This is a genomic window from Streptomyces avidinii (genome assembly GCF_014650695.1).
Taxonomy (GTDB): domain Bacteria; phylum Actinomycetota; class Actinomycetes; order Streptomycetales; family Streptomycetaceae; genus Streptomyces; species Streptomyces avidinii.
Window position 1 is genome coordinate 444,870 of the sequence record NZ_BMVL01000004.1, and the last position, 25,573, is coordinate 470,442.

Consider the following 25,573-nt stretch of genomic DNA (forward strand, 5'->3'; position numbering starts at 1 on the left):
TCCCCCTGGGCGGGCTTTGCGTAATCCTGACCGGTGGTCCTCCGCGGAACCCCTGTGCACCGGCCCCCGCGGCGTGTTCCATTTCCTCATGGCCACCACTGTCCGACGCGCCGTACTGACCCTCCCCGCAGCCTCGTTGGGCTCGGACAACCCGCTGCCCGCCCTGCGCGCGCCCGACGAGGTGCACACGCTGGACGAGCGTGCGCGCGAGGGGATGCCGCGCGACATGGCGCGGCAGATCGGCTACGAGCCACTGCGCTCGCTGCTGCCCGTACGGATCCGGGACGGGTACGGACGGGAGCGCGCGGAGCGGGAGTTCGAGTCGGTCGTCATCGAGAACGACCACCTGCGGGTCACCGTGCTGCCGGGGCTCGGCGGGCGCGTCCACTCACTCGTGCACCTGCCGACCGGGCGTGAACTCCTGTACCGCAACCCGGTGTTCCAGCCAGCCAACTTCGCGCTCAACGGCGCCTGGTTCTCCGGCGGCATCGAGTGGAACACCGGCGCGACGGGGCACACCACCCTCTCCTGCGCCCCGCTGCACGCCGCACTCGTCCCGGCCCCGGACGGGGGCGTGATGGTCCGGCTGTGGGAGTGGGAGCGCCTGCGCGACCTGCCCTTCCAGGTGGACCTGTGGCTGCCGGAGGAGTCGGAGTTCCTCTACGTCGGCGTCCGCGTGCGCAATCCGCACGAGCGGCCCGCCCCCGTGTACTGGTGGTCGAACATCGCCGTCCCGGAGGACCCCGGCACCCGGGTGCTCGCCCCCGCGGACGAGGCCTGGCACTTCGGGTACGAGCGCGCGCTGCGCCGGATCCCGGTACCGGAGTGGGAGGGCGCGGACCGCACGTACCCGCTGCGCGGCGAGTACCCGGCCGACTTCTTCTACGAGGTCCGCAGCGGGGCCCGGCCCTGGATCGCCTCGCTGGACGCCGCCGGGCGCGGGCTGGTGCAGACCTCCACCGCGCGGCTGCGCGGGCGCAAGCTGTTCGTGTGGGGCGCGGGCGGGGGCGGCCGGCGCTGGCAGGAGTGGCTCACCGAGCCGGGGACGGGCGGCTACGCCGAGATCCAGGCCGGGCTGGCCCGGACCCAGCTGGAGCACGTACGGCTGGAGGGCGGCGCGGAGTTCAGCTGGCTGGAGGCGTACGGGGCGCTGTCGGCGGAGCCGGCGCAGGTGCACGGCGCGGACTGGGCGGCGGCCCGCGGCGCGGCCGAGGGGGCGCTGGACGCCGTACTGCCGCGGGAGCGGGTGGACGCGGCGTACGAGGCGTGGCGCGGCTGCGCCGACACCGAACCGGGAGAGCGGCTGGCGCAGGGCTCGGGCTGGGGCGCACTGGAGGTGCTGTGCGGGGGCATCGAACTGCCGGGCACCCCCTTCGAGGAGTCCACGCTCGGGGAGGAGCAGGAGCCGTGGCTCCAGCTGTGGCGCACGGGTGTCCTGCCCCTTCCGCGCCGGGTGGTCCCGCCGGGGCCGAGCCTGGTCGCCGCGCACTGGCGGGACATGCTGGAGACGGCCCCGGCGGATCCGCTGACCGAGTACCACCTGGGCGTGGCCCAGTGGCATGCCGGGGACGTGGCCCAGGCGGTACGCAGCTGGGAGCGCGGGCTGGCGCTGGCCCCCTCGCGGTGGCCGCTGCTGCGGTGCCTGGCGGTGGCGGACGCCCTGGCAGGTGACGCGGAGCGGGCGGCCGACGGATTCGTGGCGGCCTTCGAGGACCTGGTCGTGGAGAGCCGCGGCGGCGAACCGTGGACGGCCGCGGAGTCGGCGCTCGGCCGGGAGGCGATGGCCGCCCTCCTCGCGGCGGGCCGGCTGCCGCAGGCCCGCGCCGTCTGGGACCGCCTGCGGCCGGCGTCGCGCGAACAGGGCCGCTTCCGGCTGCTCGCGGCCCGGCTGCTCGCGGCGGAGGGCCATGTGCGGGCGGCTCGGCGGGTCTTCGAGGACGGCTTCGAACTCCCGGACCTCCGGGAGGGCGAGGAGACCCTGGCCGAGGTCTGGTCCACCCTCACGGACTGCCCCCTGCCGTCCCGCTACGACTTCCGCATGCGGCCGCCGGGCACGATCCCGGGCACGGTCGCGGACAAGGTCCCGGACCGGGCCCCGGACATGGCCTAGGGGGTCAGACCCGGCACAGGATCTCGGCGTTCAGGACCGAGAACCACGCGTCGGGGTCCGCGCCCCAGGTGTGCCAGGACTCGGCGACGGCCGTCAGGTCCCGGGCCGTGGTGTGGCCGCCGCGGGTGGCGATGGCCGCGTACGCGGAGGCCCGGGTGCGGTCCGCCCACAGGGCCGACCACCAGGCGGTCTCCTCCGGGGTGGCGAAGCACCAGGCCGATGCCGAGGAGGTGACGTCCGTGAAACCGGCCTTGCGGGCCCAGGCCCGCAGGTGGCGGCCCGCGTCCGGTTCGCCGCCGTTGGCGCGGGCCACCCGCCGGTACAGGTCCAGCCAGTCGTCCAGGCCCGGCACGGCCGGGTACCAGGTCATCGCCGCGTAGTCGGCGTCGCGCGCGGCCACGATCCCGCCCGGCCGGCACACCCGTCGCATCTCGCGCAGTGCCTGCACCGGATCGCCGACGTGCTGCAGCACCTGGTGGGCGTGGACCACGTCGAAGGAGTCGTCCGGGAAGTCCAGCGCGTGGACGTCCGCGGCGGCGAAGGACACGGCGTCGCCCAGGCCGCGCTCCTCGGCGTAGGCGCGGGCCTGCTCCAGGACGTCCCCGGCGGCGTCGACAGCGGTGACGCGGCCGCCTGGCGCGACCAGCTCGGCCAGGTCCGCGGTGATCGTGCCCGGGCCGCAGCCGACGTCCAGCACCCGCATTCCGGGGCGCAGCTCGCCGATCAGGTACGCGGCGGAGTTCTCGGCGGTGCGCCAGCGGTGCGAGCGCAGGACCGACTCGTGGTGGCCGTGCGTGTAGACGGCGGTCTCCTTGGCGGCGTTCATGGCCGGTCCCCTCTTCGTTTCGTCGTCGAAGCGTGGGTTCCACCGTAGGCGATCCGTTCGTCATTCGAGACACGCGTTTTGAGATGTGGACATCACCCTTGTGCGCCAAGGGTGTTGGTCGGGGCGGTGGCAGGGAGAAGCAGGTGCGAGGAGAGTGGCTGCGAGGGGCACATCCCCAGGGCGGACGGCGGTGAGGGGTATGACGGACACGCTGCTCGAACGGCACGCCGAGGCGCTTCGGCTCTTCGGTGAGCGGGTGCGGGACGTGCGGGGCGACCAGTGGGGTGCGCCGACCCCGTGCGCGGAGTGGAACGTGCGGGAGCTGGTCAACCACGTCACCGCGGAGCAGCTCTGGATCCCGCCGCTGGTCTCCGAGGGCCGCACCGTCGAGGAGCTGGCGGGAAGCTTCGCCGGTGACGTGCTGGGCGACGACCCGGTCGCGGCCTGGGACCGGGCCTCGGCCGCCGCGCACGCCGCCTTCGCCGCGTCCGGCGCGATGGGCAGGAGCGTGCGCCTCTCGTACGGGCCCGCGCTCGGGTCGGCGTACTGCTCGGAGCTGACCGCCGACTGCGTCGTGCACACCTGGGATCTCGCCCGGGGCCTCGGCGTCGGTGACCGGCTGCCCGACAGCCTCGTCGAGTTCTCGATCAAGGAGATCATGCCGTACGCCGACGGACTCGCGTCCAGTGGCGCGTACGCCGAGCCGGTGGAGGTCCCGGCGGGAGCGGACGCGCAGACCCGCCTCCTCGCGATGGTGGGGCGGAAGGCCTGACGCGCGGTGCCCGGGCATCCCGCACAACAGGCATACCGCAATAAATAATCGTATAAAGGTCAGGTCTGGTGAGGCGACGCGGGCCCGGCGGGTCCGGCAGGACCGGCAGCTCCGGCAGGCCGCAGGCGGTGCAGGGCCCGGCAGACGTGGCAGGGCGAACGCGGAAGGCGGACAGCGGTGGCGGGGACGCAGCGTACGGCGGCGGAGGGCCGCGGCCCGGTCCGGTACGGCCCGCCCGCCCCCCAGCCCGGCCTGCCCGTGCTCCCCGAGCTGGTTTCCGTGCTGGCCGCAGCCGCCGGGCGCGCGGCCCCCGAGCCGCCGGGCGGTGGCGAGTCCGTACGGGAGGCCGCCTGCCGGCACTGGGGGCGGCGCGGCCTCGCCACCTCCCCGGAGAACGTGGCCGCGGGACCCGGAGCCCCCGCACTGCTGCTGGCCCTGCTCGGGGCGTACGGGGGAGACGTGATGCTGCCCCGGCCCTGTCCCGCCTGGTGGACCCCGCAGGTCCGGCTGCTGGGACAGCGCGCCTACCACGTGCCGACCCCGGCCGAATGCGGCGGGGTACCGGACCCCTACGCCCTGCTGGAGACCGTACGACGGGTGCGCGCCGAGGGCGGCGACCCGCGGGTACTGCTGCTGTCGGTCGCGGACGACCCCACCGCGACCGTGCCGCCGCCCGAGATGCTGCACGAGGCGTGCGAGGCCGCCGCATCCGCCGGACTCTTCGTCGTCAGCGACGAGAGCTGGCGCGACACCGTCCACCGCCCCCACGACACCCTGGTCCTGAGCCCCGCCGAGATGCTGCCCGACCAGGCGGCGGCCCTCGTCGACCTGTCCGGGGCGCTGCTGCCCGCCGGCTGGCCCGCCGCGGTCGTCCGCTTCCCCGACACCCCGCGCGGGACCTGGCTGCGCGCCCGCACCCTCGACGTCCTCACCGCCACCGGCGCGATGGTCGCCGGCCCCGTCGCGGGAGCCGCCGCGCACGCCCTCGACGAACCCGACGCCGTCGCCGGCCGCGCCTGCGCCGCCGCGGCCCTGCACGGCGTGGTGGCCGCCGAGGCGCACCGCCGCCTGCTCGCGGCCGGAGCGCTGGCCCGGCCCCCGCAGGCCGGCCGACACCTGTACGCCGACCTCACGCCGCTGCGCTCCGGCCTGGCCCGGCAGGGGGTCGGTGACGCCATGGAACTGGAGGACTGGCTCGCCGGCCGGCTCGGCGCGCCCACGCCCGGCGGGCAGCGGTTCGCCGACGAACTGGGCGCGCTGCGGGTGAGGTTGTCCACCGGGCCGTTGCTGGGGGCCACCCCGCAGGAGCGGCTGGCCGCGCTCACCGCCCGCGATCCGCTGGAGCTCCCGCACGTACGCGACTCCCTGGAACTCCTCGGATCAGTCCTGGCCGGGCTGGCCTGACCTCCCGACCCCGGTGAACGGAGACTTCGCGATGAGGGACCGGCCGGACGCCCCCGCCCCTGAATCCGCCCCCGATTCCGCCGCCCTGACGGCGCCGGTACGGTCCGGCGTCGCCCGGCGGACGGAGCCGCGCCCGGAGTTGCAGCCGCAGCCGCAGCCGCAGCCGCAAGCGCAAGCGCAACCGGAGCCGGAGCCGGAGCCGGAGCCGGAGCCGCAGCCGCAAGCGCAACCGGAGCCGGAGCCGGAGCCGGAGCGCGAGCATCCGAGTGTCCCGCGCCCGCTCGGGGAACACCGCCGCTGGCCCCGCTCCTTCGCGGACCGGCTGACCACCCCGCTCCCGGGGGTCCGCGCCTTCGCCCGGCTCGCCCGCGAGGGCGCCTTCCGGCCCGGACCCGAAGGGCTGCGCGGCATCCCCGACCTGCCGTACGAGCCGGGCCCGCTGCCCGCCGCAGCTCCCGGGACCGTCTCCGTCACCTGGGCCGGACACGCCAGCTGGGTCCTGCGGACCGGCGGGCTGACCGTACTGACCGACCCCGTCTGGTCCCGGCGGATCCTCGGCACCCCGGCCCGGATGACCCCCGTCGGGGTGCGCTGGGAGGACCTGCCCCCGGTGGACGCGGTCGTGATCAGCCACAACCACTACGACCACCTCGACGCTCCCACCCTCAAGCGGCTGCCCCGGCACACGGCCCTGTTCGTACCGGCCGGGCTGGCCGGCTGGTTCCGCCGCCGCGGCTTCACCCGGGTCACCGACCTCGACTGGTGGGAATCGGCCGAACTGGGCGGCGTACGCTTCGATTTCGTCCCCGCCCACCACTGGTCGAAGCGGTCGCTGATCGACACCTGCCGGTCCCTGTGGGGCGGCTGGATCCTCACCGACACCCGGAGCGCGGCGCCGCGGAAGGTCTACTTCGCGGGCGACACCGGCTACGGGCACTGGTTCGGCGAGATCGGCCGCCGCCACCCCGCTGTCGACCTCGCCCTGCTGCCCGTCGGTGCGTACGCCCCGCGGTGGTGGCTGCGCGACGTCCACGCCGACCCGGAGGAAGCCGTCCGGGCCTGCCTCGACCTCGGCGCCCGCCGGATGGCCCCCATGCACTGGGGCACCTTCGTCCTCTCCGCCGAGCCGGTCATGGAACCGCTGCACCGCACCCGCGCCGCCTGGTCCCGGGCCGGACTGCCCCGCGAGCACCTCTGGGACCTGCCGATCGGCGGCTCCCGCACGCTGGGCCCGGAGGCGTCCGGGACCGGGGGGTGAGCGGCGCCGCCCGCGCTCAGTGGTGCCAGGCCTGTCCGCCCACGTTGTGGATGAACCGCTGGAGCACCTTGAGGGTGATCAGGTACTCCTCGTCGGAGATCCCCGCGTGCCGCTCGTCCCACAGGTCCTTCTGCAGGGCCGAGGCCCTGTCGAAGAACTCCCGGCCCTCGTGGGTCATCTCCAGGCGCCCTTCGGCGTCCTGGGTGATCCAGCCCTGGACGATGACGGAGTCCATCTCCTCGGACAGCGACTCCTCGCCCACCGCCAGGTAGCCCCGCAGGGTCTCGGTCACCTCGCCCCGGGTCCGGACCTCGTCACCGGCCAGCGCGACCCGGGCGAGGATCCACCACTGGGGCTGGGTGGTGCCGAGCCCGGCGAGCGCGCCGCGGGTGCGGGCCACGACCGCGTCGTAGGCGGCCCAGCTCCAGTAGCCGATGGGCTGGCGGATCAGCTCGGCGTCGTCGTGCGAGTACTCCATGGTGGATCGTCTCCCCGTTCGCTGTGCAGGATCGTGCGCTGAGCAAGACCCTATGGACTCAAGCGCACTTGAGGTCCAGCCCGCGGCTTGATCCGTCGCGCGCCCGCAGCCGTGGGGCAGGGCCCGGCGGGTCGCCGCGATCCTGGTCCCCGCGGTCGTCTGCGAGCCGCCGGGTGATCCGGTACCCGGACGGATCCGCGGGGTGGGACGGGGCCTCCCCTGGTAAAATCGGGGAGTTCCAGCCGTGTCGGGGGCCGAGCGCAACGGTCGTGATGCGCGCATGAAGACCTCCCGGGCGAAGCGCCGTACCCCCGCCCTGCTGGCGCCCTGCGTGGCGCTCCTGATCGCGGGCGGCACCCTTCCCGCCGCCCCGCCCGCCCTGGCCCTCACGGATCCGCCGGGCACGCCCTCGGCGACGGCGAGCGCCCCCGCCGCCGATCCCGACTCCTCGGCGCTGAAGCCCATCGATCCGGCCGCCCTCCGGGCCTCCGTCGAACGCGTCGTAAAGAAGCTCATGGTGCCCGGTGCGATGGTGCTGCTCCGTACGCCGCAGGGCACCTACCGGGCCGCCGTCGGCACCACCGAGCGGGGTGGCGCCCGGCCGCCGGACGCGCAGGACCACTTCCGGATCGCCTCCAACACCAAGACCATGACCTCGGCGCTGATCATGCTCCTTGCCCAGGACGGCAGACTCCGCCTGAGCGACCCGGTGTCCCAGTACGTCGCGGACGTGCCCGACGGCGCGAACATCACCGTCGCCGAACTGCTCAGGATGCGCAGCGGGCTCTACAACTACACCTCCGCACCCGAACTCTCCGCCGCCCTCGACGCCGACCCCGGCAGGGCCTACACCCCGCAGGACGTCCTGGCCATGGCCTTCCGCAGGCCGCCGAACTTCGCACCCGACGCGGATTACGAGTACTCCAACACCAACTACGCCCTGCTCGGCCTCGTCGCCGAGAAGGCCGGCGGCCGCCCGCTGGCCCAGCAGTTCCGCGACCGGCTGTACGCCCCGCTGGGCCTCGCGGGCACAGCGCTCCCCGGCATCCACGACCGGTCCCTCGCCGAGCCCTACGCCCACGGCTACATGTACGGCGGCACCTCCTACGCCCTGGTCGACAAGCCCTACCCGGCCGCCGTGCGCGAGGCGGCCGAGTCGGGGAAGCTCGCGCCCATCGACTACACCCACCAGAACCCCTCCTACGCCACCGCCGCAGGGGGCGCCGTCTCCACCGCGCAGGACCTGGCCACCTGGATCCGGGCGCTGGTGACGGGCAAGGTCCTGGACCCCGCGACCCAGCGGCAGTGGCTCGACAGCCCGCAGGCGGAGGACCCGGCCGCGCCCGACGGCCATAAGTACGGCTACGGCATCGCGTACCAGAAGTTCGGCCCGAAAGCGGCCATGTACTACCACGGCGGTGAACTCCCGGGCTTCAACTCCTTCATCGGCCACGACCCGGTCAACGACGTGACGCTCATCGTCTGGACGAACCTGACGCTGTCGCCCGACGGACGGACCACGGCCCAGGCCATGCTGCCCACGCTCCTCAACCAGATCTACACCGGCCTCGACCTCCCCACCGTCTGACCCCCGCCCGGCATTGGAGTGGCCGGCGCAGTCTCCGGTGGCGTGGCTCCCGCACCGGCGGGCGGCTCTTCCTAGGGTCGGCGGGGGTACGGCACCGGGCCGACCGTCCAGATCTGTGGTGGGTGAGTCGTGGAACGCATGACGGCCGAGTCGCGAACGATCCATCCCCCGGCCGGCTCCGGCCGCCCGGCCGCCGCCGGGCGGTGGACCCGGCGGCTGGCCGCCGCGGCGGGGCTGCTGCTGCTCTGCGCGCTCCCCGTGGGGGCCGCGGGAGCCGCGCAGCCGGGTGACGTACGGTCGCCCGCGGGCCCGCCGCTGTACGTGTCCGACTACGGCAACAACCGGGTGGTGGCCCTGCCCATGGACGGCGGCCAGCAGATCACCGTCCCCCTCGAGGACCTGGTGCGGCCGACCGGCATGGCATGGGACGCCGCGGGCCGGCTCTACGTCTCCGACACCGGAAACAACCGGGTGGTCGTGCTGCCCCCGGACGGCGGGGAGCAGTCCGTCGTTCCCACGGTCGACCTGTCGCGCCCGCTGGGGCTCGCCGTCGACCAGGCCGGGAACCTCTACATCGCCGACAGCTTCAACGACCGGATCGTGCGGGTGGCAGCCGGCGGCGGGGCCCGGACGACCGTCCCCACCACCGGATTGCTGCACCCCTGGGGGCTCGCGTGGGCGCCCGGCGGGGACCTGTACGTCTCCGACTTCGTCAACGACCGCGTCGTGCGGGTGGCCGTGGACGGCAGCGGCCAGACCACCGTGCCCACCACCGGCCTCTCCCAGCCGACCGGGCTCGCCGTGAACGCCGCCGGTGACCTCTACATCGCCGACAGCGGCAACAACCGCGTGGTGAAGGTGGCGGCGGCCGGCGGAGCGCAGACCACCGTGCCCACCACCGGTCTGAACTCGCCGCTGGGTCTCGCGCTCGACGGCTCCGGCAACCTCTACGTGGCCGACGGCTTCAACAACCGGGTGGTGCGCGTCCGGGAGACGGGCGGCGGGCAGGTCACGCTCTCCTTCACCGGCCTCAACACCCCGACGGGCCTCTCGTTCCCGCCGGTCACCGCACGGCCGGGGCACGGCGAGGACCGGTAGGGGAGAGGACCGGTGGCGGAACGGGGCGGCGGGGCTACTGCTTCGGCCGCACGCGGCGCCACAGCGGGGGGCCCGCGCTGACCGCGAGGGCCAGCCCGACCGCCATGGCCACGCCCTTCCAGGGCTCCGAGAAGAGCGTGCCGCCCAGGATCCCGATCAGGCTGTACGTCGCCGCCCAGGCCAGGCACGCCGGGGCGTCGCCGCGGGCGAAGCGGCGCAGCGGCATCCGCGCCAGCAGGCAGGCCAGCATCACCGGGATCCGGCCCGCCGGGACCAGCCGCGAGAGGACCAGGACCAGCACCCCGTGTTCGTCCAGCCTCGTCTGTGCCTGCTCCAGCCGCTCCGGCGTGGCCCGCCCACGCAGCGTCTCCAGCCAGCGCGAGCCGCCCCGCGAGCGCACCCCGCGGTGCCCCAGCCAGTACAGCGCCATGTCCCCGGTGAAGGCCGCCAGCGCCGACACTCCGAACACCAGCAACACCCCGTAGGGCGCCTGGTGGTGGAACGCCACCACCGCCGCCGAACTCACCAGCGCCCCCGTGGGGATGACGGGCACCAACGCGCCCAGTGCCACCAGCAGGAACAGCGCCGGGTAGCCCACCGCCTGCTGGGTGCTCTCCGGTGGTACCTGGCCGGCCGCCGTCGCGAGCTCGCGCCATGTCACGGCAGTCGCACCCGCTCGCCGTGCCGCGGCACCCGCACGGTCACCTTCGGCGCCAGCTGCCGCGCAAGCCGCTCGAACTCCTCGCCCGGCGCGTGGAATTCGTGCGGCCGCACCGCGTCCATTCCCACCGGCCAGTACGTCCCGTAGTGGACCGGGACCGCAGCCGCGGGCGCCAGCCGCGCCAGCGCGTGCGCCGCCCGGCCCGCGTCCAGGTGTCCCGGGCCCAGGTAGGGACCCCAGCCGCCCACCGGCAGCAGGGCCACGTCCACCGGTCCGACCTCCTCGGCCATCGTGTCGAACAGCCCGGTGTCCCCGGCGAAGTAGGTCCGCTCCGCGCCCCGCACCACGTACCCGAGCGCCGGGCACAGGTGCGGACCGAACGGCAGCCGCCGTCCGTCGTGCCGCGCGGGGACCGCCCTGACCCGTACGCCGTCCCGTACGGCGACCTCCTCTCCCGCCGCCAGTTCCGTCACCGCCAGCCCGCGCAGCCCGGCGACCCGGGCCAGCCCCGGCACCGCCCGGCGCGCCCCGCGCGGCACCAGCAGCCGGGTGCCGGGCGCGAGCCGCGCCAGCGACGGCAGATGGAGATGGTCGGCGTGCAGGTGCGAGACCAGCACCACGTCCGCCACCGCGGCCTCGGGAGGGGGCACGGCGCCGCGCCGCCGCCGCAGGTGCGCGAGCCGTCGTCCGAACAGCGGGTCCGTCAGCAGCCGGACCCCGGAGTCCTCGACGGTGCACGTGGCATGACCCCACCAGGTGAGCTCCACCGGCACCCGGCCCTCCCTCCCTCGCGCCTCGTTCCCGAGCCTAGGGTGTGTCCCTGGACTCTGCCCCCTGCGGCCGCTCGGAACCGGATCCCGCAGCCCCCTCCTCTCCGGCGGGAGATCGGAGTAGGGTCCGGCGGCATGGAAGAGTTGCGCGTGGCCGCGATCACCAGCCTGGCCCCGCTCGAGGACCTGGATGCCGACCCGTTCGCCGTGGACACCCGAAGCCAGCACGCCATGTGCGCGCGCTGGGCCGCCGACCGGGGTTACGTCGTGACGAAGCAGTTGCTGGTCTACGGGCTGCGCGCCGACCACTGCGGGCTCTGGACCGCCATCGACACCGGGCAGGTCGACCTCTTCGTGGCCGCCAACCACCGGGTGCTGGCCCGCGCACTGAGCTCGGTCGAGGAGTTCACCGCCGAGTGCGAGCGGCGCGGCGTACGGCTGGAGACCGCCGGGGGCGAGGAGCCCCGGTACACCTCCGCGATGAAGGCCGAGGTGCACCGCCGGCTGTCCATGCCGACGGCCGGCTACGACGGCACCTGACGCACCCCGCCCCGCCTCACCCTGCACCGTCTGTCCTGCCCCGACGGTCACCTCGCCGTACTCCTGTGCGCCTTCCGCGCCGCCCGACCGGGCGCGCCGGGCTGTGCGAGCCTGGAAGGCGGGACGGGACGGGGCTCGCGGAGGTGGCGGCGTGGGGCGAGAACGGTGGCGGACCGCGGGCAGCGCCCTGGTCCGGGTGCTGCTGGTCTGGGCGGTGTCCACCCTCACCATGCTCGTGCTGGCCGGGATCCTTCCGGACTTCCGGCTCCAGTCCGACGACGGCGACAGCATCACGCAGATCGGGCTGACCGCCGCCTGGGCGGCCGGGGCCTTCGGCCTGCTGAGCGCACTGGTCTGGCCGCTGCTCGTCCGGGCCCTGCTGCTCGTGCCCGCCCTGGTGCTCGGGCTGCTCGTCTTCTTCCTCAACGGCTCGCTCCTGCTGATAGCGATCGGCCTGATTCCGGACGGGCGCAGCGAGGTGGCCCCCGAGACCGCCGTGGTCGTCGCCGCCGTGATGTCCGCGGTGGCGTCGGCGACCTCCACCGCCCTCGCCGTGCGCGACGACGAGGCGTACCGGCGCCGGCTCTACCGGCTCGCCGACCGGCGCCGCCGAAGGCAGGGCAGGTCGGCCCCGCTCCGGGGCGCCGGGTCCCCGCCGGGGCTGCTGCTGCTCCAGCTGGACGGGGTGGGGTACGAGGTGCTGCGCCGCGCGTGCGCCGACGGGCTGATGCCGACGCTGGCCGGATGGCTGGAGCACGGCCACCGCGCCCGGCCCTGGCGTACGGACTGGTCGAGCCAGACGGGTGCCAGCCAGCTCGGCATCCTGCACGGCTCCAATTTCGACGTGCCCGCCTTCCGCTGGTACGAGAAGCACACCGGCGAGGTGATGGTGTGCAACCGGCCGACCAGCGCCGCCGAGCTCCAGCGGCGGGCCATCGAGCGCACCGGTGACGGCGGACTGCTGTCGCTGGACGGGGCGAGCCGGGGCAACCTGTTCAGCGGCGGCGCCGACCAACTGGCACTGGTGCTCTCCGTCTCGGCCCGGCGCGGGCGGGCCAACCGGTCCCGCTCGGGCTACTTCGCGTACTTCTCCGATCCGGCCAACGCCGTCCGCACGGCCGTGTCCTTCGTCGCCGAGGTGGTCCGCGAGATCGGCCAGTCCCTGCGGGCACGGATCCGCGGGGACCGGCCGAGGGTCTCGCGCGGCGGGCTGTATCCGCTGATCAGGGCCTTCGCGACGGTGGTGGAGCGGGACGTGGTCGTCGCGGCGGTGATCGGCGACATGCTGGCCGGGCGCTCCGCGATCTACGCCGACCTGGTGGCCTACGACGAGGTCGCGCACCACTCGGGACCGCACGGCCGGGACACCGACCGGGTGCTGGCGCGGCTGGACCGGAGCATCGCGCTGATCTCCCGGGTCGCCGAGCACGCGCCGCGCCGGTACCGGATCGTGCTGCTCTCCGACCACGGCCAGAGCCCGGGGGAGACCTTCCTCGGCCGGTACGGGCTGACCCTGAAGGACCTGGTCCGGGCGGGCTGCGGGCTGCCGGTCTCCCGCCGGGCCGGCCGTACCCACAGCGGGGCCGAGGCCCGGGCAGCCGTGCTCGCGGCGCTCCACCGGCCGGTCGAGGAGGGCGAGGGGGCTCACCCGGGGCGCGGCTCCGAACCGGTGGTGCTGGCCTCGGGCAACCTCGGCCTGATCTCCTTCCCGGGCATCCCGGGCCGGGCCTCGCGGGCGCGGATCGAGCGCGCGCACCCCGCCCTGCTGGCGACCCTGGCGAACCATCCGGGTGTGGGGTTCCTGCTGGTGGACGGGGTGGTGCTGGGCCGGGACGGGGCCGTGGCCCGGCTGGACGTCCCGGGGGAGGCGGAGGCGCTGCTGGCCCCTTTCGGTCCGGGTGCGGCGGAGGCCGTGCGCCGGACCGATGCCTTCCCGCACGTGGCCGACGTCATGGTGAACTCCGCCTACGACCCGGCGACCGGCGCGGTGCACGCGTTCGAGGAGCAGATCGGTTCACACGGCGGGCTGGGCGGGGACCAGGGGCGTCCGTTCCTGATGTGGCCCGCGGAGCTGTCGGACCCGGACCCGGACCTGTGCCTGGCCCCGGACCCGGCCACCGGACAGGAGCAGGAGCTGGTCGGGGCCGAGGCGGTGCACGTCGTGCTGCGGCGCTGGCTGCGGGAGGCGGACGGGCCGCAGGTGCCGGTGGATCCGCCGGTGGGCGGGTCGGCGGCTGATCCACCGGCACCTGCGGAGCGGCCGGTGGAGGAACCCCCGCCCCGGGGCGGAAACAGCGGAAGCCTTCCTTCCGCAGCGGTGCCCGCACGGGACGAAATCCGCTGATTTTGTTGGCGTCCGCGCGGTGGTCAACCATGTGTTGACCTGCCCAGCATGTGAGACATCCAGAGGCGCACCACCGATGACCAGCACCGCAACCCTGCCCGCCGAGACTTCCGTACCCCCCGAGCAGGGCCGGGACCGGCACGCGCGCCGCTTCGGCCTGCCCGTCGCGACCTGCCTGGTCATGGGGAACATCATCGGCGGCGGAATCTTCCTGCTCCCCGCCTCGGTGGCCCCCTTCGGCACCATCAGCCTGGTCGCCTTCGCCGTCCTCACCCTCGGCGCGATAGCCCTCGCCCTGGTCTTCGGCCGACTCGCCGAGCGCCACCCGCAGACCGGCGGCCCCTACGTCTACGCCCGCGCCGCCTTCGGCGACTTCGCAGGCTTCCTGGCGGCCTGGAGCTACTGGATCACCGCCTGGGTTTCGAACGCGGCCCTCGCCGTCGCCGCCGTCGGCTACCTCACGGTGCTCTTCCCCGCCGCGGGCGAGCACAAGTGGTCGATGTGCCTGGCCGCCCTCGCCGTCCAGTGGCTCCCCGCCCTCGCCAACCTGGCGGGCACCCGTTACGTCGGCGCGGTCCAGGTCGTCGCCACCGTGCTCAAGTTCGCCCCGCTGCTCCTGGTGGCCGTGGGCGGGCTGTTCTTCTTCGACCCCGCCAACCTCGGCCCCTTCCGGGCCACCGACCAGAGCGCGGCCGGCGCCGTCTCCGCCTCCGCGGCGATCCTGCTGTTCAGCTACCTCGGCGTCGAGTCGGCCACGGTCAGCGCCGGCGAGGTCCGCGACCCGGCGCGCAACGTCGGCCGGGCCACCGTCCTGGGCACCGTGGGCGCCGCCACCGTGTACCTGCTCGGCACCGTCGCAGTCTTCGGCCTGGTCGCCCACGACCGGCTGGTCTCCTCCACCGCCCCCTTCACCGACGCCGTCAATGCCATGTTCGGCGGTACCTGGGGCGGCACCGTGGTGGCCTGCGCCGCCGTCGTCTCGATGCTGGGCGCCCTCAACGGCTGGACCCTGCTCAGCGCGCAGACCCCGTACGCGGCCGCCAAGGACGGGCTCTTCCCGAAGGTCTTCGGGGCGAAGAAGCGCGGCGTGCCCGTCGTCGGCGTGATCGTCACCGTCGCACTGGCCTCCGCCCTGACCGTCTACAACTACACGGCCGGCGCCGAGGGCGTATTCGAGAGCCTGGTGCTGATCACCACCTTCACCGCGACGGTCCCCTACCTGCTCGCCACCGCCGCGCAGATCCACTTCCTGCTCTCCGGGCAGCGCGACCGGGTCCACCCCGGTCGCCTGGCGCGCGACGGCATCCTCGCCGCCCTCGCCTTCGGATTCTCGATGTGGCTGGTCGCCGGCTCCGGCTACGCGGCCGTCTACCAGGGCGTGCTGTTCCTCTTCGCGGGCGTCCTCGTGTACGCCGCGATGTCCGCCAGGAAGCACCGCGCCGCCGCGTCCCCCGCGGAGTAGCGTGGAAGAAGGGGCCGGCCAGGGGGGCGCCGAGGGATCGACATGTCCGCGATGAGGAAGAGCATCGACATCGACCGCAGGCCCGAGGAGGTCTACGCGTACCTGACGGACCCCACGCACCTGCCGGAGTGGCAGGACAGTGCCGTATCCGCCGTCCCGATCGGGGATCTCCCCGTCCACATCGGTTCGAAGATCCTCGTCACCCGGCAGCTCGGCCGCCGGAGGGTCCCCACGACCATGGAGTTCGTGGAGCTCGACCCGCCGAGGAGCTGGCACGTGCACGGCGTGGACGGGCCGGTACGGCCCGATGTGCGCGGCACCGTCGAACCCCTCGACGGCGGCACCCGCTCCCGCCTCACCCTGGACGTCGACTTCGAGGGCCACGGCCTGGGCCGGGCGCTGGTGCCGCTCGTGGTCCGGCCCATGGTCCGCAAGGAGCTGCCGCGCGGCGAGGAGAAGCTCAAGCACCTCCTGGAAACCTGACCCGTACGCGCAATCCCGCGACGTGCCGGCGGCACGCGTCGTCTGCGGCGACGCGTCTGCGCGGCGCCGCAGACGCGCTGGTGATCACGGACGGGTGGACCGGCACCCTGCGCATCCGGCGCGCGTACGCCTTCCGGATCCCGCAGGGTGCCTCCCTGCCGTTCACACCCGAGGGGCCGGTCTTCCGACCGGCCCGACCTCCTAGTCGAGGTAGTCGCGCAGCACCTGCGAACGCGACGGGTGGCGCAGCTTGGACATGGTCTTGGACTCGATCTGGCGGATGCGCTCACGGGTGACCCCGTACACGCGGCCGATCTCGTCCAGGGTCTTCGGCTGGCCGTCGTTGAGGCCGTAGCGCATGGAGACCACGCCCGCCTCGCGCTCCGAGAGGGTGCCCAGGATGGACTGGAGCTGCTCCTGGAGGAAGGTGAAGCTCACCGCGTCGGCCGGGACGACCGCCTCGGAGTCCTCGATGAGGTCACCGAACTCGCTGTCGCCCTCCTCACCCAGGGGGGTGTGCAGGGAGATCGGCTCGCGGCCGTACTTCTGGACCTCGATGACCTTCTCGGGGGTCATGTCGAGTTCCTTGCCCAGCTCCTCCGGGGTGGGCTCGCGGCCCAGGTCCTGGAGCATCTGGCGCTGCACGCGGGCGAGCTTGTTGATGATCTCGACCATGTGCACCGGGATGCGGATGGTGCGCGACTGGTCGGCCATGGCACGCGTGATCGCCTGCCGGATCCACCAGGTCGCATACGTGGAGAACTTGAAGCCCTTGGTGTAGTCGAACTTCTCCACGGCGCGGATCAGGCCGACGTTGCCCTCCTGGATCAGGTCCAGGAAGAGCATGCCGCGGCCGGTGTAGCGCTTGGCGAGGGAGACCACGAGGCGGAGGTTGGCCTCCAGCAGGTGGTTCTTCGCGCGGCGGCCGTCCTCGACCAGGATCTCCAGCTCACGCTTGAAGGCGGGCTTGTGGTCCTCCTCCTCTTCGAGCTTGTACTCGGAGAACAGGCCCGCCTCGATGCGCTTGGCGAGCTCCACCTCCTGCTCGGCGTTGAGGAGGGGGACCTTGCCGATCAGCTTCAGGTAGTCCTTGACGGGGTCGGCGGTGGCACCGGCCACCATGACCGTCTGCGCCGGGGCGTCGTCCTCGTCGTCGTCGGACAGGACGAAGCCCTGGGTGCCGCCGGCCTTGGGCGCCTCTTCCTCCGCCTCGTCGGCGAGGTCCTCGGCGGCCCAGTCCTCGCCCTCGACGACGGGGGTCTCGGCCTCGTCGGCGTCCTTGGCACTGGTCTTCTTCGCCGCGGCGGTCTTCTTCACGGCGGTCTTCTTGGCGGCGGTCTTCTTGACCGTGCGCTTCTTCGGCTCGGCGGCGGCCTCGGCCGACGCGTCCTCGTCGATGGCGGCGGCCGACGGAGCGGATATCGCCGTGGCGGTGGGCGCGGCCGCGGTGGCGGCCGCGGTCTTGCGCGCACCGATGGGGCGCGGCGCGGTGGTGGCCTTCTTGGCCACGGTACGGGCCGGGGCGGCGGCAGCCTTGCGGGGCTTCTTGGCGGCAGCCTTGGTGGCGGGGGCCGCGCTGACGTGAAGGGCGACACCCTCCTCGTCCAGGACCTGGTTCAGGCTGCGCAGGACCCGCTTCCACTGGTCCACCGGGATGCGGCCGGCCTCGAAGGCCTGGCGCACGTCGTCACCGTTGATGTGACCCTGCTCGCGGCCGCGCTCGACGAGCGCGACGAGGGCCTCCGATTCGGCGATCTCCGGAGGGAACGTACGGGACGGGCTGAGCGACACAAGGAGCCTCTCGTTGCGAACAGATAAAGGGTGGGCGGGACATCATCGCGCGAACTCGGGAAACAGACCCGAGGGGGGTCTGTATTCCGGGCCGCGCGAGGACACCTGTCGGTTCATCGCATGCCCGAGTCGATTCGTTACGCGTTGAATTGAGTGACCTGCGCCACGCTGTGTTCGCGCAACCGATCCGGCGCAGATCCGTCCGCCCTTCGCATCAGCCCTTTTTGCGGGCCTCGACGAGGAAACGGGCGGTGTGCGCGACGAACGGACCTTCGCGTTCGATCTGTTCGTGCAGCTCGCGCAACCGGTCCCGGTACTGCCCGACCGTGAAGCCGGGCACCATCCAGATCACCTTCCGCAGAAAGTAGATCACGGCTCCGATGTCGTGGAACTCCGTGCGCAGTCGTTCGGAGCGCAGATCGACCACGTCGAGGCCGACCCGGCTGGCGTCCGCGACCGCGTCGTCGGGGTGCCGGGCCCGCCGGACCTCCTCCGGCTGCGGGCCGAGGAAGTACTCGACGAGCTCGAAGACGCTCGCCGGGCCGACCTGCTGCGAGAGGTAGGTTCCGCCCGGTGTCAGCACCCGCGCGATCTCCTCCCACCAGATGGTCACCGGATGCCGGCTGGTCACCAGCTCGAAGGCGTCGTCGCCGAAGGGCAGCGGCGGCTCGTCGGAGTCCGCGACCACCACCGCGCCCAGCGGGTGCAGCAGCCGTGTCGCCCTCTCGATGTTGGGCGGCCAGGACTCGGTGGCCACCATCAGCGGCGGCAGCGGACCGGACCCGGCCAGGACCTCACCGCCGCCGGTCTGGATGTCCAGGGCCGACCGGGCGCGGGCCAGGCGCTCGGCCATCAGCCTCTGGTAGCCCCAGGAGGGGCGCTGCTCGGTGGCCCGGCCGTCGAGCCAGGAGAAGTCCCAGCCGTCCACGGAGACGGACTCGGCCTCGGCGACAAGATGGTCGAAAGTACGCGTCATGCCTTGATCGTCCCAGGTCGGACGCCCGTCAACCACCGGATATGTCGACTACAGTGGTCGGCGGGCCGTGACTGGCGTTCGGGTGGATCACCACCGGGGAGCGGCCCGGCGTACCGAGCACTCCGGTACGTCGACTGCCGCGCGCCTGGGCGAACCGCGATCCGCAGCGACGTTCAGGAGATCCCGTGACGACTGCCCAGACTGTCTCAGCCACTGCCGGCGCCCCTGCCGGCGCCACCGACACCGCCACGGCCCGGCTGATGGACGGCACCGCCGTCGCCCGCCGCATCTCGGAGCAGACCGCCGTCCACGCGGCGAAGATCACCGAGCGCACCGGTACCGCGCCGTGTCTGGCGACCGTGCTCGTCGGCGAGGACCCCGCCTCCGTCACGTACGTCCGCATGAAGCAGAACCGCTGCGCCAAGGCCGGGATCACCTCCCGCCACGTGGAGCTGCCGGCGTCGACCACCACGCAGGAGCTCGTCGCCGCGATCACCGCCCTCTCCGAGGACCCGGAGATCAGCGGCATCCTGCTCCAGCACCCCGTCCCGCACCACATCGACGAGCGCGCCGCCTTCGAGGCCATCGCCCCGGGCAAGGACGTCGACGGGGTCACCATGCACTCCTTCGCCGCCATGGGCTTCGGGCTGCCGGGCTTCGTCTCCTGCACCCCCGGCGGCATCATGCGCCTCCTCGCCGCCTACGACGTGGACCTGACCGGCAAGCACGCCGTCGTCGTCGGCCGCAGCGCGATCCTGGGCAAGCCGGCCGGGATGCTGCTGCTGGAGCAGAACGCCACCGTCACCTACTGTCACTCGCGCACCCGGGACCTGTCCTCGATCGTGCGCCAGGCGGACGTGCTGGTCGCCGCCGTGGGCAAGGCCGAGTTCATCCGGGGCGAGGACATCAAGCCCGGCGCGGTGGTCCTGGACGCCGGCTACAACGAGGGCAACGTCGGCGACGTGCACTTCGAGTCGGCCGCCGCCCGGGCCTCGCTGATCACCCCGGTTCCGGGCGGCGTCGGCCCGATGACCATCGCCGTCCTGCTGGAGCAGACCGTCCTGGCGGCCGCGGCGCAGGCCGGGCTGGACCTCGCGGAGCTCTGACCGCGGATCGAACGCCCCGGGCCCCAGGGTCCGGGGCGTTCCTGTTTCCGGCCCCGGATTTCCGGCCCGGCTTTCAGTCCCCGGTGGCGGAACGGGCGGCCGTGGCGACGATGGGGGAGCTACGGAACTCACGCGCCAGCGCGGTGAGCGGCTGGTCGGAGAGCCGCGGCGGCTCGGGGTGCTGCGGAGGCCGGGCGGCCGCCTCCGGGGCGGACCGGCGCTCGCACGCGGCGGCGAGCATGGCGGCGTCGGCCACGGCCGAGGCCCGGGCCTCGCTCACGCCCTGGCCGCGCGCGGCCTCGTACGCGGCGCTGCGCACGGCGGGGTCGAACCAGCCGGCCAGCGCCAGGATGCCGTCGTCGATGACCGACTCGCGGTGGAGCAGCCGGATCCCGACCGAGGACCACCAGGCCAGCGGGACGGTCCGGCCCTGGGCCGCGGCGAACCCGCGCAGGGCCTTCCACAGCGGGCGCAGCCGCCGGTACTGGCCGAAGGCCCGCCACGTCGCCGACCCGCCCACCAGCGGCACGACGAACCCGGCGCCGAGCAGCAGCGCGGACGCCGAGGCCAGCGGCGGCGCCACGTCCGTGGACAGGAACACCCAGTCGCGGCCGGCCCACCGGGCCACCACCGAGGCCCACTTGGCGGCCAGGTAGAACAGGTCCATCAGCCCGGCCACCACGATCAGGGCCAGCCCCGTGCGCAGCGGGCGCAGCGCGCGGTCCGCGCGCGCCAGCCACTTGCCGCACAGCCAGGTCAGCGCCGAGGTGCCCAGGGTGTGCGCCACGAGGAAGCAGACGATCATCTCGCGGATCCACGGCGTGGTGGCGTAGTACGTGTCCAGGTCCTCCAGCCGTTCCACCGGCGCGTCGCCGATCACGAACAGGACGACGATCGCCGCGGTCGCCGTGGCGAAGACGGCCGCGGTCAGCCGGGTGGCCCGGCGCACGGACGCCGGCGGCCCGCCGCGCCACTGCAGGACCAGGACGACGCACTGTCCGGAGAACACGGTGAGCAGGCCGAACACCAGGGGCGCGGAGAAGTTGACCACGCCGGTGAGGCGGTTGACCGCGGCGATCGTCGGCGGCGAGGCCAGGAAGGTGATGGGAGCGCCGACGAGGAGCAGCCCGCACGCGGTGCGGTTCAGCGGCCGGTCCCGGTCCCGGCGCAGCGTCGACAGCTTGATCAGCAGCGCCAGGACCATCAGGGACCCGGGCAGGAGCAGCAGGATCCTGCCGCTCATCGGGCCTGTGCGAGGGGGTCGACGGGGTCGGCGGGGCCGACCTGCTCCGCTGCCGGGCCGGTGGCGGCCTCCGTGGCCGTGCCGGTGCCGGTGCCCGTGTTCGTGCCGGCACCGGGCGTTCTGCCGGGTACCGGGTCGAGTCCGGCGACGGCCCGCTCGGCGGCGGTGAGCGGCGGCGCCTTCAGAGCACCCCGGTCCGAGGCGCGCAGCACGTGCCAGACCACCGAAGGGTGGAGCCAGTGGGTGGGCGCGGTGCTCATGGTGAGGACCTTGAACAGGGCGGCGGTGAGCGCCTCGTCGGTGGTGGCCCCCGTCATGAGCCGGTTGACGTACCCGTTGAGCAGGCCGGTTCCGGTGCGCGGCTTCATCCCGGTGGCTCCCGGATACAGGATGTCCTGCGAGGTGGCGAGCTCCCAGGCGGTGCTGACCTGGGGCGCGATGACCCGCTGCGCCTCGCGGCCGATCCCGGGATGCGCCAGTCCCTTCGCCCGGAGCAGGGTGCGTACGGCCAGCAGCCCCTGGGCGGCGACGGTCATGCCCTGCCCGTACAGCGGGTTGAAGGTGGCGACGGAATCGCCGACGGCGAAGAAGCCGTCGGGCAGCTCGGCCTTCTCGAAGTAGACCCGGCGGTTGGCGGTGCCCTGGGTGACGGCGACGTCGGTCAGGGGCTTGCGGCCCTCCAGGAGTTCGCCGACGATCGGGTCGCGGACGGCCCTGGCGAACGGGATGAAGGCGTCGGGGTCGCCGGTCGGCTGGCCGCCGCGGGTGCCGGACAGGGTGGCCTGCCACTGGCCGTTCTCGATCGGCACGATCGTGGCCGTCTGCCCGGGCACGGGCACCCGGGGGTCGGACTGCACGTTGACGATGGGGAAGCCCATCTCGTGCGCGCCGGCGGGGGCCTCGAAGATCCGGGTCGCATAGACGAGACCGGAGTCGACCTCGGCCTGCCGGATGCCGCTCACGCCGAGTGCCTGGAGCCAGGTCCGGGCCCGCGAGCCGCGCCCGCTGGCGTCGATCACGAGGTCGGCGGTCAGTAGCCTGCCCTCCTCCTCCGGGGTGTCGACGAGGACGCCGGTGACCCGGGCCGCCGTGCCCTCCAGGGCCCGGACCCGGCCCTGGAGGGTGGACACGCCGGAGAGGGCGATCACCCGGGCGCGCACCACCGAATCGAGGAGGTCACGGCTGCAGGAGATGTTGAACTGCTTCTCCCCGCAGCGCGGGATCCAACCCTGGGCGGTCTTGGTGACGAGGTCGGTGGGCAGGCTGCGGCGGATGGCGCCCGCCTTCGTCCAGTCGGCGGTGATGCCGGGCAGGATCCGCTCGATGGCCCGGGCACCGCCCGACCACAGGAGATGGGTGTGCCGGGCCTGCGGGAGCCCGCGGCGCGGGGCCGGGCCCTCGGGCAGCGGGTCGGCGTCGACGACGGTGACCGTGGCGTGTTCGGCGAGGACAGCGGCCGCGAGGAGGCCGGCCAGACTGCCGCCTATGACGACGGCGTGGCGGGGCGGGGAGGACTGGTTCATCGTGGCGTGCTCTCTGTCAGGGCCGTGCTGAGGGCATCGGCGTGAGGGGTGCGGCGACTGGCTGGTGCAGGTCACGGCGTGGCACGGGGCTTCCCCAGCCGAGTGAGGACTTGATGCGCTCGATCGCCTCGGGCAACTGCTGTTCCCGGGGCGACGGCAGGTAGGAGCGCAGGAGGTTGCCGAGGTGCAGGCCGAAGGTCTCGGCCCGGATCTCCGCTGGGTCCCCCTGGTCGGCGCGTGCGGCGGCCTGCCGGACCACTGCGTCCAACCCGTCTCCGCAGGCCAGCAGTTCGGCGAGGCGGCCGGGGTGTCCCGCCAGCCGGGCAGCCGCCAGCATGCCCGGACCGACGCTGTCGCAGGTCCCCTCGTCCAGGTGCCACAGCTCGTGGCACGCGATGACGAGCTGGTGTTCGGGCCGGGTGTGCTGCTCGACGACGATCAGGTCGACGTCGTCCAGCTCCAGCCACAGCCCGCTCGCGGTGTCCGGCGGGAACGAGGAAAACTGGAAGTCGACCTTCCGGTCTCCGCCGCGCCGCCGGGTGTAGGCGGCGCACAACGCCCCGATGATCTCGCCGACATCGGCCGGCGGCGTCAGGCGTGCGCCCTCCAGCAGTTCGGAGCCCAGCTTGCGCATGGCCCGTGTGGTCCTCATGGTGTTTCTCCCTCGGCGGCGCCGTCCTCGGTCGGCGTCCCGCCCTTCGTGCCCGGAGCTCCGAGCTGCCCCTCGCGCGCGAGGAGGTCGTCCAAGTGGTCGGCCAGTGACTTCCACCCCTGGGGCGAAAGTCGGCCGGCCCGCGTGACGATGCTGCGTACGTCGTGCGCCCGCAGCACCGCCAGCATCGGGTTCTCCCGGTCCCGCACCGTGGACTCCAGTTCGCCCTCGATCAGCGCGAGGGCGGTGGAGAGGGCCTCGGTGTCATCGGCCAGCAGGAAGCCGCCCTCGACGCCGTAGAAACGCTGGATCCCGGCGGCCGCGGCGAGGTTCGGCAAACCCTCGCCCTGGGCGAGGCGGGTCAGCGACTGCCCCGACGCGTCGAAGGAGCGGGCGATGGCCGCCAGCGAGTGCGGCTGGCCGTCCTCCCGCACGCGGGTGCGGCGCAGGTGCTCGAACCGCAGGTGCACCTGCTCCTTCAACGGCAGCCGGGGCGGCCTGCCGTCGAGGGTGAGCCGGATGGCCTGCGGGGTCATGCCCGTCAGGTACGACAGGTGTTCCAGGTCGTCCCGGCCGTCCGAGACGGTGGTCGCGGACAGGGCGAGGGCCCGCTCCACCGCGCTCTTGCTGTCGGCCAGCAGGAAACCGGCGTACACACCGAAGAACCGCTGCACCCCGGCCGCATGGCCCATCCGGGGCAGCCCGGTGCCCGCGTTGAGCGGCCCGAGGGAGGCGCCGGGGGCGGCGAAGTCCTCTGCGATGGCGGCCAGCGGCCACTCCCGGCCGTGCTTGTCGCGCCGGGTGGCGCGCAATCGCAGGAACCGCTGATGGACGCGCCGCTCCAGCGGCGTCTCGTCCGCGGTGCCCGCCAGCACCTGCGGTATGCGCCCCGGTTCGACTCCGGAGAGGTGGCTCAGCCGCTCCACCGCCAATACCTCGGCCGGATCCTGCCCTCGCTCCTGCGACAGTGCCCGGGTGCGACGCCAGATCGCGGCGAGGTCGGGTCGGGCGGCGGCTCGCACCGGCGGATTCTCCATTTGTCGACAAGGCGTTCGAGTTGATCGGGCTCCGTGAAGCCTAGCCTCCCGCCTTGGGCCGAACCAGGGGAACCCCAACGTTTCCTGCCGTACAGCTCAAAAACGGTTGGCATGACCTGCGAGGTAATCGACCCGCAGCAGAGCCCCCGGCACAGTGGACGCATCGGGTCCCGGGGCCGCGCACTCGGTCCCGGAACCCGTGTCCCACCAGGCCGTTCGACCTCGATGGAGGCTGATCCCCATGTCCGCGACCCCGTACGCCGACTTCGCCCGCAACCATGTCCCGCAGACCGCGCTGCGCCGCCTTCTCGCCCTCGACTCGGCCGTCACCACCGCCAACGGCCTCGCCTACGTCGCCTTCTCCGCCCCGCTCGGCCGGCTGCTCGGCGTCGGCCAGGGCCTCCTCCTCGAACTCGGCATCCTGCTCGTCGCCTACGGGGCGGCGGTCGGATGGCTCGCGTCGCGGCGGCAGCCGCCCGCCCTCCCGGTGAAGCTGGTCATCGAGACGAACTACGCCTGGGCCGCCCTGAGTCTGCTGTCCCTGGCGCTCTGGTTCGACCCCACCACCGCCGGCCTGCTGTGGATCCCGGTACAGGCCGCCACCGTGGCCGGGTTCGCCGTGTTCCAGCAACTGGCCCTGCGCTCGGGCTCAGTCACCCAGTGAGCGCAGGTACTTCACCGTCGCCGGGTCGGCCGGGAGCATCGTCTCGATGGCCAGCTCGGCGACGGTCACGTCCATCGGCGTGTTGAAGGTCGCGATGGACGACACGAAGGACAGCACGTGCCCGTCGTGCTCGATCACCAGCGGCAGGGCGAGGTACGCGGCGGGTCCCTCCGGTGCGCCGTCGTCCGCCCGTTCGGCGACCGGATAGGCCGACACCTCCTCGTACAGGGCGCGCAACGGCTCGGACCGGGCCAGCGCGATCTGCCGCTCCATCTGCGCCAGCAGGTGCCCGCGCCATGCCGTGAGGTTGCGGATCCTCGGGGCCAGGCCCTCGGGGTGCAGGGTGATCCGCATGGCGTTCAGCGGCGGGGTGAGCAGATGCTCCGGCAGCCCGTCCAGCAGCATCGCGATGCCCCGGTTGGCGGCGACCACGTCGTACGTGGCGTCCACGACCAGTGCCGGATAGGGCTCGTACCCCGCCAGCAGCCGTTCGATGCCCTCGCGCAGCGTGCCCATCGCCGGGTCGTCCATCCCGGTGTGCGCATAGCGCGGGGCGTAACCCGCGGCCAGCAGGAGGGCGTTGCGCTCCCGCACCGGCACGTCGAGATGGTCGGCGAGCCGCAGCACCATCTCCTCGCTCGGTCGGGAGCGGCCCGTCTCGATGAAGCTGATGTGCCGGGAGGAGGATGCGGCGCGGCCCGCCAGCTCCAGCTGGCTGATGCCGCGCCGCTCCCGCCAGGCGCGCAGCAGAGTGCCCACACTCGTCGTCATGCACCCGACGGTAGCC

23 protein-coding genes and 1 riboswitch are annotated in these 25,573 nt (G+C 73.6%); of the genes, 12 read left to right on the forward strand and 11 right to left on the reverse strand.

Features of this window, described 5'->3' with window-relative positions; all coding sequences use genetic code 11:
• Positions 1–88 precede the first annotated feature (88 nt).
• Entirely contained in the window at positions 89–2,110 is a 2,022-nt protein-coding gene (locus IE257_RS12985) for a DUF5107 domain-containing protein (protein WP_189967977.1), read from the forward strand.
• 4 nt (positions 2,111–2,114) lie between these two features.
• Here the strand turns inward: IE257_RS12985 and IE257_RS12990 are convergent, their stop codons facing one another.
• Positions 2,115–2,936: a class I SAM-dependent methyltransferase gene (locus IE257_RS12990; RefSeq protein WP_189967979.1), complete on the reverse strand. Its 822-nt coding sequence runs from the start codon at positions 2,934–2,936 to the stop codon at positions 2,115–2,117.
• A gap of 199 nt (positions 2,937–3,135) precedes the next feature.
• On the opposite strand from IE257_RS12990, the gene IE257_RS12995 reads away from it, so the two are divergent.
• The 3 genes from IE257_RS12995 to IE257_RS13005 all read left to right on the forward strand — a co-directional run bounded on the left by IE257_RS12995 (position 3,136) and on the right by IE257_RS13005 (position 6,370).
• Positions 3,136–3,708 carry a TIGR03086 family metal-binding protein gene (locus tag IE257_RS12995; protein ID WP_189967981.1) on the forward strand — a complete coding sequence of 191 codons (573 nt, stop codon included), beginning with the start codon at positions 3,136–3,138 and terminating at the stop codon, positions 3,706–3,708.
• Between the two features lie 177 nt (positions 3,709–3,885).
• On the forward strand, positions 3,886–5,112 hold the full coding sequence (locus IE257_RS13000; protein WP_189967983.1) for an aminotransferase class I/II-fold pyridoxal phosphate-dependent enzyme: 1,227 nt from the start codon (positions 3,886–3,888) through the stop codon (positions 5,110–5,112).
• A gap of 31 nt (positions 5,113–5,143) precedes the next feature.
• Positions 5,144–6,370, forward strand: a complete 1,227-nt coding sequence (locus IE257_RS13005; protein WP_229920311.1) for an MBL fold metallo-hydrolase — start codon at positions 5,144–5,146, stop codon at positions 6,368–6,370.
• 16 nt (positions 6,371–6,386) lie between these two features.
• On the opposite strand, the gene IE257_RS13010 is transcribed toward IE257_RS13005, so the two are convergent.
• A complete protein-coding gene (locus IE257_RS13010) occupies positions 6,387–6,848 on the reverse strand; it encodes a winged helix DNA-binding protein (RefSeq protein ID WP_189967985.1) in 462 nt (153 codons plus the stop codon).
• 280 nt (positions 6,849–7,128) lie between these two features.
• Here IE257_RS13010 and IE257_RS13015 point away from each other — a divergent pair, with 280 nt between their 5' ends.
• Entirely contained in the window at positions 7,129–8,436 is a 1,308-nt protein-coding gene (locus IE257_RS13015; RefSeq protein WP_189967987.1) for a serine hydrolase domain-containing protein, read from the forward strand.
• A 138-nt stretch (positions 8,437–8,574) separates the two neighbouring features.
• The gene (locus IE257_RS13020) at positions 8,575–9,534 is read left to right on the forward strand and encodes a virginiamycin B lyase family protein (protein WP_189968337.1); all 960 of its coding nucleotides are present in this window, start codon (positions 8,575–8,577) and stop codon (positions 9,532–9,534) included.
• Positions 9,535–9,568: 34 nt separating this feature from the next.
• Here the strand turns inward: IE257_RS13020 and IE257_RS13025 are convergent, their stop codons facing one another.
• Positions 9,569–10,195, reverse strand: a complete 627-nt coding sequence (locus IE257_RS13025) for a DedA family protein (RefSeq protein ID WP_229920313.1) — start codon at positions 10,193–10,195, stop codon at positions 9,569–9,571.
• On the reverse strand, positions 10,192–10,968 hold the full coding sequence (locus tag IE257_RS13030) for an MBL fold metallo-hydrolase (RefSeq protein WP_189967990.1): 777 nt from the start codon (positions 10,966–10,968) through the stop codon (positions 10,192–10,194). Before IE257_RS13030 ends, IE257_RS13025 begins: the two co-directional genes overlap by 4 nt.
• A 132-nt stretch (positions 10,969–11,100) precedes the next feature.
• On the opposite strand from IE257_RS13030, the gene IE257_RS13035 reads away from it, so the two are divergent.
• The 4 genes from IE257_RS13035 (at position 11,101) to IE257_RS13050 (ending at position 15,794) form a co-directional block, all read left to right on the forward strand.
• Positions 11,101–11,505: a hypothetical protein gene (locus IE257_RS13035; protein ID WP_189967992.1), complete on the forward strand. Its 405-nt coding sequence runs from the start codon at positions 11,101–11,103 to the stop codon at positions 11,503–11,505.
• 151 nt (positions 11,506–11,656) lie between these two features.
• Positions 11,657–13,849 carry a phage holin family protein gene (locus tag IE257_RS13040; RefSeq protein WP_189967994.1) on the forward strand — a complete coding sequence of 731 codons (2,193 nt, stop codon included), beginning with the start codon at positions 11,657–11,659 and terminating at the stop codon, positions 13,847–13,849.
• A 76-nt stretch (positions 13,850–13,925) separates the two neighbouring features.
• Positions 13,926–15,311 (forward strand): amino acid permease, encoded by a 1,386-nt coding sequence (locus tag IE257_RS13045; protein WP_189967996.1) that lies wholly within the window; start codon positions 13,926–13,928, stop codon positions 15,309–15,311.
• Positions 15,312–15,353: 42 nt separating this feature from the next.
• Entirely contained in the window at positions 15,354–15,794 is a 441-nt protein-coding gene (locus IE257_RS13050) for an SRPBCC family protein (RefSeq protein WP_189967998.1), read from the forward strand.
• A 201-nt stretch (positions 15,795–15,995) separates the two neighbouring features.
• Here the strand turns inward: IE257_RS13050 and IE257_RS13055 are convergent, their stop codons facing one another.
• Both IE257_RS13055 and IE257_RS13060 read right to left on the reverse strand, forming a co-directional pair.
• Positions 15,996–17,585: an RNA polymerase sigma factor gene (locus IE257_RS13055; protein ID WP_189968000.1), complete on the reverse strand. Its 1,590-nt coding sequence runs from the start codon at positions 17,583–17,585 to the stop codon at positions 15,996–15,998.
• A 214-nt stretch (positions 17,586–17,799) separates the two neighbouring features.
• Entirely contained in the window at positions 17,800–18,561 is a 762-nt protein-coding gene (locus IE257_RS13060; protein WP_189968002.1) for a class I SAM-dependent methyltransferase, read from the reverse strand.
• 57 nt (positions 18,562–18,618) lie between these two features.
• Positions 18,619–18,719, forward strand: a riboswitch (ZMP/ZTP riboswitch).
• Positions 18,720–18,821: 102 nt separating this feature from the next.
• On the opposite strand from IE257_RS13060, the gene IE257_RS13065 reads away from it, so the two are divergent.
• On the forward strand, positions 18,822–19,667 hold the full coding sequence (locus tag IE257_RS13065; RefSeq protein WP_189968341.1) for a bifunctional 5,10-methylenetetrahydrofolate dehydrogenase/5,10-methenyltetrahydrofolate cyclohydrolase: 846 nt from the start codon (positions 18,822–18,824) through the stop codon (positions 19,665–19,667).
• 73 nt (positions 19,668–19,740) lie between these two features.
• Here IE257_RS13065 and IE257_RS13070 read toward each other — a convergent pair whose 3' ends face one another.
• The 4 genes from IE257_RS13070 to IE257_RS13085 are packed head-to-tail and all read right to left on the reverse strand — an operon-like array spanning position 19,741 to position 24,107.
• Positions 19,741–20,910, reverse strand: coding sequence for an MAB_1171c family putative transporter (locus IE257_RS13070; protein WP_189968004.1), 1,170 nt, complete (start codon positions 20,908–20,910; stop codon positions 19,741–19,743).
• Positions 20,907–22,433 carry an NAD(P)/FAD-dependent oxidoreductase gene (locus IE257_RS13075; RefSeq protein ID WP_189968006.1) on the reverse strand — a complete coding sequence of 509 codons (1,527 nt, stop codon included), beginning with the start codon at positions 22,431–22,433 and terminating at the stop codon, positions 20,907–20,909. The genes IE257_RS13070 and IE257_RS13075 overlap by 4 nt, the downstream gene beginning before the upstream one ends.
• Positions 22,434–22,449: 16 nt before the next feature.
• On the reverse strand, positions 22,450–23,085 hold the full coding sequence (locus tag IE257_RS13080; RefSeq protein ID WP_189968008.1) for a toxin-antitoxin system, toxin component: 636 nt from the start codon (positions 23,083–23,085) through the stop codon (positions 22,450–22,452).
• Positions 23,082–24,107, reverse strand: a complete 1,026-nt coding sequence (locus IE257_RS13085; RefSeq protein ID WP_189968010.1) for a hypothetical protein — start codon at positions 24,105–24,107, stop codon at positions 23,082–23,084. Before IE257_RS13085 ends, IE257_RS13080 begins: the two co-directional genes overlap by 4 nt.
• Positions 24,108–24,363: 256 nt before the next feature.
• Here IE257_RS13085 and IE257_RS13090 point away from each other — a divergent pair, with 256 nt between their 5' ends.
• Positions 24,364–24,786 (forward strand): hypothetical protein, encoded by a 423-nt coding sequence (locus tag IE257_RS13090; RefSeq protein WP_189968012.1) that lies wholly within the window; start codon positions 24,364–24,366, stop codon positions 24,784–24,786.
• On the opposite strand, the gene IE257_RS13095 is transcribed toward IE257_RS13090, so the two are convergent.
• A complete protein-coding gene (locus IE257_RS13095; RefSeq protein ID WP_189968014.1) occupies positions 24,772–25,557 on the reverse strand; it encodes a helix-turn-helix domain-containing protein in 786 nt (261 codons plus the stop codon). The genes IE257_RS13090 and IE257_RS13095 overlap by 15 nt on opposite strands.
• Between the last annotated feature and the right edge of the window lie 16 nt (positions 25,558–25,573).

What these genes read in the sequence shown, in the direction of transcription:
- IE257_RS13065 (WP_189968341.1), top strand. Translation starts at nt 18,822, where the DNA reads ATGGACGGCACCGCCGTCGCCCGCCGCATCTCGGAGCAGACCGCCGTC.
- IE257_RS13080 (WP_189968008.1), bottom strand. Translation starts at nt 23,085, where the DNA reads ATGAGGACCACACGGGCCATGCGCAAGCTGGGCTCCGAACTGCTGGAG.
- IE257_RS13015 (WP_189967987.1), top strand. Translation starts at nt 7,129, where the DNA reads ATGAAGACCTCCCGGGCGAAGCGCCGTACCCCCGCCCTGCTGGCGCCC.
- IE257_RS13005 (WP_229920311.1), top strand. Translation starts at nt 5,144, where the DNA reads ATGAGGGACCGGCCGGACGCCCCCGCCCCTGAATCCGCCCCCGATTCC.
- IE257_RS13010 (WP_189967985.1), bottom strand. Translation starts at nt 6,848, where the DNA reads ATGGAGTACTCGCACGACGACGCCGAGCTGATCCGCCAGCCCATCGGC.
- IE257_RS13050 (WP_189967998.1), top strand. Translation starts at nt 15,354, where the DNA reads ATGTCCGCGATGAGGAAGAGCATCGACATCGACCGCAGGCCCGAGGAG.
- IE257_RS13045 (WP_189967996.1), top strand. Translation starts at nt 13,926, where the DNA reads ATGACCAGCACCGCAACCCTGCCCGCCGAGACTTCCGTACCCCCCGAG.
- IE257_RS13035 (WP_189967992.1), top strand. Translation starts at nt 11,101, where the DNA reads ATGGAAGAGTTGCGCGTGGCCGCGATCACCAGCCTGGCCCCGCTCGAG.
- IE257_RS13090 (WP_189968012.1), top strand. Translation starts at nt 24,364, where the DNA reads ATGTCCGCGACCCCGTACGCCGACTTCGCCCGCAACCATGTCCCGCAG.
- IE257_RS13075 (WP_189968006.1), bottom strand. Translation starts at nt 22,433, where the DNA reads ATGAACCAGTCCTCCCCGCCCCGCCACGCCGTCGTCATAGGCGGCAGT.
- IE257_RS13060 (WP_189968002.1), bottom strand. Translation starts at nt 18,561, where the DNA reads ATGACGCGTACTTTCGACCATCTTGTCGCCGAGGCCGAGTCCGTCTCC.
- IE257_RS12985 (WP_189967977.1), top strand. Translation starts at nt 89, where the DNA reads ATGGCCACCACTGTCCGACGCGCCGTACTGACCCTCCCCGCAGCCTCG.
- IE257_RS12990 (WP_189967979.1), bottom strand. Translation starts at nt 2,936, where the DNA reads ATGAACGCCGCCAAGGAGACCGCCGTCTACACGCACGGCCACCACGAG.
- IE257_RS13070 (WP_189968004.1), bottom strand. Translation starts at nt 20,910, where the DNA reads ATGAGCGGCAGGATCCTGCTGCTCCTGCCCGGGTCCCTGATGGTCCTG.
- IE257_RS13095 (WP_189968014.1), bottom strand. Translation starts at nt 25,557, where the DNA reads ATGACGACGAGTGTGGGCACTCTGCTGCGCGCCTGGCGGGAGCGGCGC.
- IE257_RS12995 (WP_189967981.1), top strand. Translation starts at nt 3,136, where the DNA reads ATGACGGACACGCTGCTCGAACGGCACGCCGAGGCGCTTCGGCTCTTC.
- IE257_RS13020 (WP_189968337.1), top strand. Translation starts at nt 8,575, where the DNA reads ATGACGGCCGAGTCGCGAACGATCCATCCCCCGGCCGGCTCCGGCCGC.